This is a genomic window from uncultured Clostridium sp. (genome assembly GCF_934754925.1).
Lineage (GTDB): Bacteria > Bacillota > Clostridia > Clostridiales > Clostridiaceae > Clostridium.
Genome location: NZ_CAKVJA010000074.1, coordinates 1 through 6,389, shown reverse-complemented (window position 1 = coordinate 6,389; position 6,389 = coordinate 1). Strand labels below are relative to the sequence as shown.

The 6,389-nt window shown below is 26.3% G+C and carries 5 protein-coding genes; 4 read left to right on the top strand and 1 reads right to left on the bottom strand.

What is annotated here, in order from left to right:
* The first annotated feature begins 409 nt into the window (after positions 1-409).
* The 4 genes from Q0G30_RS13580 to Q0G30_RS13565 all read left to right on the top strand — a co-directional run bounded on the left by Q0G30_RS13580 (position 410) and on the right by Q0G30_RS13565 (position 5,896).
* A complete protein-coding gene (locus Q0G30_RS13580; protein WP_294172298.1) occupies positions 410-2,449 on the top strand; it encodes an AAA family ATPase in 2,040 nt (679 codons plus the stop codon).
* Positions 2,433-3,467, top strand: coding sequence for a hypothetical protein (locus Q0G30_RS13575; RefSeq protein ID WP_294391117.1), 1,035 nt, complete (start codon positions 2,433-2,435; stop codon positions 3,465-3,467). Before Q0G30_RS13580 ends, Q0G30_RS13575 begins: the two co-directional genes overlap by 17 nt.
* A gap of 509 nt (positions 3,468-3,976) precedes the next feature.
* Positions 3,977-4,573 carry a methyltransferase domain-containing protein gene (locus Q0G30_RS13570; RefSeq protein ID WP_294391115.1) on the top strand — a complete coding sequence of 199 codons (597 nt, stop codon included), beginning with the start codon at positions 3,977-3,979 and terminating at the stop codon, positions 4,571-4,573.
* Between the two features lie 246 nt (positions 4,574-4,819).
* Positions 4,820-5,896, top strand: a complete 1,077-nt coding sequence (locus Q0G30_RS13565) for an NAD(P)-dependent alcohol dehydrogenase (protein ID WP_195964784.1) — start codon at positions 4,820-4,822, stop codon at positions 5,894-5,896.
* Between the two features lie 199 nt (positions 5,897-6,095).
* Here Q0G30_RS13565 and Q0G30_RS13560 read toward each other — a convergent pair whose 3' ends face one another.
* Positions 6,096-6,278: a zinc-binding dehydrogenase gene (locus Q0G30_RS13560; RefSeq protein WP_195964783.1), complete on the bottom strand. Its 183-nt coding sequence runs from the start codon at positions 6,276-6,278 to the stop codon at positions 6,096-6,098.
* Positions 6,279-6,389 lie beyond the last annotated feature (111 nt).

The window sequence follows — 6,389 nt, the reverse complement described above, 5'->3', positions numbered from 1 at the left end:
ATTACTTCCCTCATCTCTTTGTACAAGTACATTATAAGATTAAAGTCAGGTAAGGTCAAATTAGTAAGAGTGAGAATGAGTGGGTATAAGTGAGAAAATTAAAGGTTTAGTTTTGGTGAGAATTAATTTCAAATAAGATCTGGTGGTTTTGAGGAAAAATAATTGAAATTGGATATTTGAAAAAGTTTTTAATATTTATTATAAATAGCTTGGTGTTAGTAAGAAGTAGTAGACACATTAAATTGAACTAAGTAAAATAATATTTAGTTTAAAGAAATAATAATATAGAGGAAAAAATCAATTAAAGGGATTAAACTTAGAGAAAATTATTAAAGAGAATAAAAGCTATTATATATTACAGCTTTTGTAATGTATATATATTTTTAACAAATAAAAGGGGGAGAAAAAGATGAAAACATGGATTTTTCAAGGAAATCAAAAAATATTTGATATAAATGAGTATGTTACTAAAAATGAAATAGTTACGTGGACACTAAAAATAAAAAAATTTCAAGAAGAAATAAGCATAGGTGATAGAGTCTTTATCTGGAGAACAGAAGGAATTGAGTATCCAGGAGGGATAATTGCATTAACAGAAGTAAAGAGTAAGCCATACTATAGTGAAAAAGAAGAGGCTACGGTTATAGATTTAAAAGTAAAAGAGAGCAGAATATCCCAAGAAGAAAATATGCTGTTAAGGTCAGACTTAAAGAAGTCTGTTAAAACAAAATTTCTAAGTATTATAAGAAGTCCTCAAGGAACAAATTTTAAATGTACGGATAGTGAAGGTGAAAATTTAATTGATTATTGGAATAATCCATTACTAATGAAGGATGATTATCAAAAGGATATAATAGATCAATATTTATATATATATAAAGATAATGTAGAAGAGCAGCTGAAAAAGAGTGACTTTTTATTTGAAAACTATGAATTTTTTAAAGAATTTAGAAAAAAAGAAAATTTAGAAAAAATGCAATGGGAAGATATACAAAAGGTAGGAGAGCATATAAATGGATTTACTAATAATGCATTGGCAAGAAAAAGAGCTTTTGGATATCCAAATGAATCAATAGAAAAATACAAAAAAAGTTTTACTTATCTATTACATGGAGAAGATTCAATAGAAAAAAGGATGAATAATTTCTTATATAATCAGGAATATAAACTTTTTGGTATAGCTGATAGTGCAATTAGTGAAATAGTAGGAAACTGCTATCCCGAGGAGGTTTGCTTTTATAATATAGTAGATAAAGATGCAGTAGAAGTAATTTTAGGATTAAGTTATGAAAGGAAAAAGGGAGAAAAATTCCCAAGAAGATTTATAAAGTTTAATAACTTAATAAAAGAATATAACTTTGTTGAAAGATATGGAGAAATAATAGGATGGAGAACAAATCTTCCTCATAATATAGAGTTAGACCAATTTTTTTATTTTTTAGTAGAGAATTATGGCAAATTCTTTAAAGAAACTAAGGAAGTAGAAGAAGAGAAGTCGGAAGAAAATATAGTAAAAGAAATCACAGAAACTGAATATGAAACATCAAAGAACGAAGTTAACAATAGTGAGGAATTTACAATAGAAGACTTTTTAAAAGATGTCTTTTTAAGTGTTGAAGAGGCTAATGAGATATTAGAGTTATTTGAATATAAGAAGAATATTATTCTTCAGGGCCCTCCAGGAGTAGGAAAGACATTTATGGCAAAGAGGTTAGCATATTTACATTCAGGTAAAAAAGATAGTAGTAAAATAGAAATGGTACAATTCCATCAAAGTTATAGCTATGAGGATTTTATTAGAGGTTTTAAACCGGATTTAGATGGTAACTTTAGACTAAAAGATGGAATATTCTATAGCATTTGTGAAAGAGCAAGAAATGATGCAGAAAATAATTACTATATTATTATTGATGAAATTAACAGAGGGAATTTATCTAAAATATTTGGTGAATTGATGATGTTAATTGAAGGTGATAAGAGAGGGAATGAATATGAAGTTACATTAACTTACTCTAAAAATGAAGGAGAAAAATTTAGTGTCCCTAAAAATCTTTTTATTATAGGTACAATGAATACAGCGGATAGATCATTAGCTTTAGTAGATTATGCATTAAGAAGAAGATTTAGTTTTATAGATGTAGAACCAGCATTTGATACAGAAGCATTTAATAATTATTTAGCGGTAAATGGAGTTAGTGATGAGCTTATTTCAAAAATAAATTATTCTATGAAGATAATTAATAATGAAATAGAAAAAGATGACATAGAGCTTGGAAAAGGATATAAAATAGGGCATAGTTATTTCTGTAATATTAGCAGTAATAATGATGAAGAATCATGGAATAATTGGTATAAAAGAATAATTAAATTTGAAATAAAACCTCTTCTAGAGGAATATTGGTTTGATAATAAAGAAAAAGTGAGTGATTTGCTTGAAAGAATTAAATAGTATTCCAATAGAAAATATATACTATATGCTCTGTTATTCTTGGGATAAGTTAGATTATATTAGTAGAAATAAAATAGGTATTGAAGAAAGCATGGATATTCAAAATCTCTTATGTAGAATACTAGTTGATGAAGTAGATATTTTAATTAAAAAAGGAATAAAGAAAAATTATAAAGAGCTTAATGAAAGTAGTTCTGTAGTTAAAGGAAAGATTAACTTTAAAGAAAGTATTAAATATAAAAGTACTAAGCAATGCAAGGTAAATCATTCTTATGATGAATTAAATGAAAATATAATAATTAATATTGTTATAAAAACAACTTTAATCAATTTAATTAAAATAGAAGATTTATCAATAAGTAATAGAAATAAAGTTAAAAGATTAATCAAGTATTTTAACTTTATTGACACTATATTACTAAATAAAAAGATCTTTAAAAATATCTCTTTTAATAAAATGAATAGAGAATATAAATTTATTATTAATATTTGTGAGTTAATTTTTGATAATTTACTTATTAATAAGAATGATAATAGTGCAGAATTTTATAATTTTATTGAAGATGAAAGAAAGATGGCCTATTTATTTGAAAGCTTTATAAGAAATTTTTATAAGAAGGAATTGAAGGGCGCTAAGGTATATAGAGAAGATATATATTGGGAGCTTACAGGGGAATTTGTTGAGTTTTTGCCTAAGATGCAAACTGATATATCTTTAGAATATAATGATAAAAAGTATTTAATTGATACTAAATATTATAAAAAATCATTAGTAGAGAATTATGGTAGTAAAAAGCTTATTTCAGAAAATTTATATCAACTATTTTCTTATTTAAAAAATAATGAGAGTAAAAGTAAAAAAGATGAATTTTCTACAGGAATATTATTATATCCACGTGTAGATAAGACTTTAAATCTAGAATATTCTATGGATAAACATAATATTAATATTTATACTGTAAGTTTAAATTCTAAGTGGAATGAGATTAGTAAAAGATTAATTGCTTTAATAAAATGATTAAACAAAAGGCAGAGAGTTTTTAAATTATAATATTAAAGATAGACTTTATAGTATAACTGGAAATCAAATTTCCAGTTATACATTTTTTATTTATATTTTATATAAATTTTTAAATGATAGTATTTTTATTAAAAGGAAATGCAGTTTTAAGGGAAGGTATAATGTTTTGTAGGTGATTAAAGGCAATTTCAGTTGAGTGAAGAAGTTCATTGTTAAATATATATTTTTCTTCTTGTTTAAAGTTAACATTATGCCATTCACTAGCAAGATTATTAGTATAATTATTCCATATCTCATTGGAAGAACAAGGAGGTTAGGAGATATATTCCATTATTTCTCCTTTTAATTAAAATTACATTATAAATTTATGTATAAATATTTATATATTAAACTTAAAAATTAAAATATTTATATGGAACTTAAAAGTGATTTATAGTTAAATAAAATTGAAAGATATTTAAATTTATTTAAAGTAAAATAACTAATATAATGAATAAGGTGATAATGTGGAAAACAAAACATTAGATTTTTACAACAACAATTCAAAATCATATATAGAAAGTACATTATCAGTAGATATGAGCCATCTATATAAGGATTTCCTAAAACACATACCTAAAGGTGGACATATACTTGATTTAGGATGTGGCTCAGGAAGAGACAGTCTTGAATTTATAAAACAAGGATACAATATTACAGCAGTTGATGGGTCAAAAGAACTATCAATTGCTGCCAGTAAAATTATAGGTCAAGAAGTAATTTGCAGTAAATTTGAAGAACTAAAATTAACAGAGAAATTTCATGGTATATGGGCATGTGCCTCATTGCTTCATATAAATAAAAGAGACCTAATTCAGGTAATAAAAAATATATCATCTAATTTAGAACATAATGGAGTATTTTATATGTCCTTTAAATATGGAGAAGATGAATATATTGATGAAAAGGGAAGATATTTTAATTGCTATACAGAAGAAACATTTAAAGAAATGATAGCACAAGTGTCAAACTTAGAGATACAAAATATATATAAATCAGGAGACACCCTTGGTGGAAGAAATAACTTACAGTGGTTAAATATAATTTGTATTAATATAAATTAAAATTATAGTTTTCATATAATTACATATATGTTAAAATATTACTACGGAATTATCCAACTTAGTATTTACAGCAATATCAATATAAATATTGCTGTAAATAGATAGGTATAAAATTTAGAGGGTATTAAAAACTTAATTAATATAAAAGGAGGAGTTTAAATTAGATTAAATAATTAGATACACACAAAAATGAAAACGTTTATTTAAATAATTAAAGAGAATATGAAAGGTTAAGGGGTTAGGATTATGAGAGGATTTGCAATGTTAGGAATAGGAAAAACAGGATGGATAAATAAGGAGGAGCCAATATGTGGGCCTTTAGATGCTATAGTTAGACCAATAGCAGTAGCACCATGCACATCAGATATACACACAGTTTGGGCTGGAGCTATTGGAGAAAGGCACAATATGATATTAGGTCATGAGGCTGTAGGAGAAATTGTAGAAGTTGGACAACTAGTTAAAGATTTTAAAGTTGGAGATAAGGTAATAGTACCTGCTATTACTCCAGATTGGGGTTCAATAGAAGCACAATCTGGGTATGCTCAACACTCAGGTGGTATGCTTTCAGGATGGAAGTTTTCTAATTTTAAGGATGGTGTATTTGCTGAAAAGTTCCATGTAAATGAAGCAGATGCTAATCTTGCACTTTTACCAGAAGGAATTGATCCAGCTGAGGCAGTTATGTTAAGTGATATGGTAGTAACAGGTTTTCACGGAGCAGAGTTAGCAGATATTAAGTTAGGAGATAGCGTTTGTGTTATTGGAATAGGACCAGTTGGATTAATGGCAGTTCAAGGGGCAAATAAAATGGGTGCATCTCATATATTTGCTGTTGGATCTAGACCTAACTGTGTTAAAATAGCAAAAGAATATGGAGCAACAGAAATAATAAATTATAAGCAAGGAGATATAGTTGAACAAGTTCTTGCTAAGACAAATGGAAAAGGTGTAGATAAGGTTATAATAGCTGGTGGAGATGTTGATACATTTGCACAGGCTGTAAAAATGTTAAAGGCTGGAGGAAATATAGGTAATGTAAATTATCTAGGAGAAGGAGAAAACATTAAGATACCAAGAGTTGAATGGGGAGTTGGTATGGGGCATAAGAAAATAAATGCTGGACTTACTCCAGGTGGAAGATTAAAGATGGAGAAAATGGCAGATTTATTAGTAACTAAAAAGATTGATACTAGTAAACTTATAACTCATAAATTTGAAGGTTTCGATAAAATTGAAGAAGCTTTAATGCTTATGAAGGATAAACCAGCAGATTTAATAAAACCTGTTGTAGTTATTGATTGGAGTAAAGAAAATAAGTAATTTTTAATATTTGGCTCTGTTTTAAAATAATATTGATAATATATGATAAATTTAAAAGACCAGTGAAATATTCACTGGTCTTTAGTTCGTAATATATTAATAATACGAACAAAAAAGGTAGGAGTATATCAATTAGTATACCCCTACCTTTTTTGTTATTAAAATTATTTATAATATAAACACTATATTAAAACATAGTCTAAAATTTAATAATTACTTTACCATTAGTATGTCCATTAGCAACTAATTTTAATGCCTCACCCGCTTCTTCAATAGTAAATATACGTGAATCTATTGAAGGCACAATGTTATTTTCTTCAACAATTCGCGTAATTTCTTTTTTTCTTGTACTGGAATATTTATTTTCATTTTTTACCTCCATATAATTAGTATTTTAATTAAATTTCTTGAGAATTATACTTAATCAGTCCAAAGGCCAGTGAAATTAAAGAGTTATATTATAAGGGAGCATATACAAAAGATGCTGTAGAAT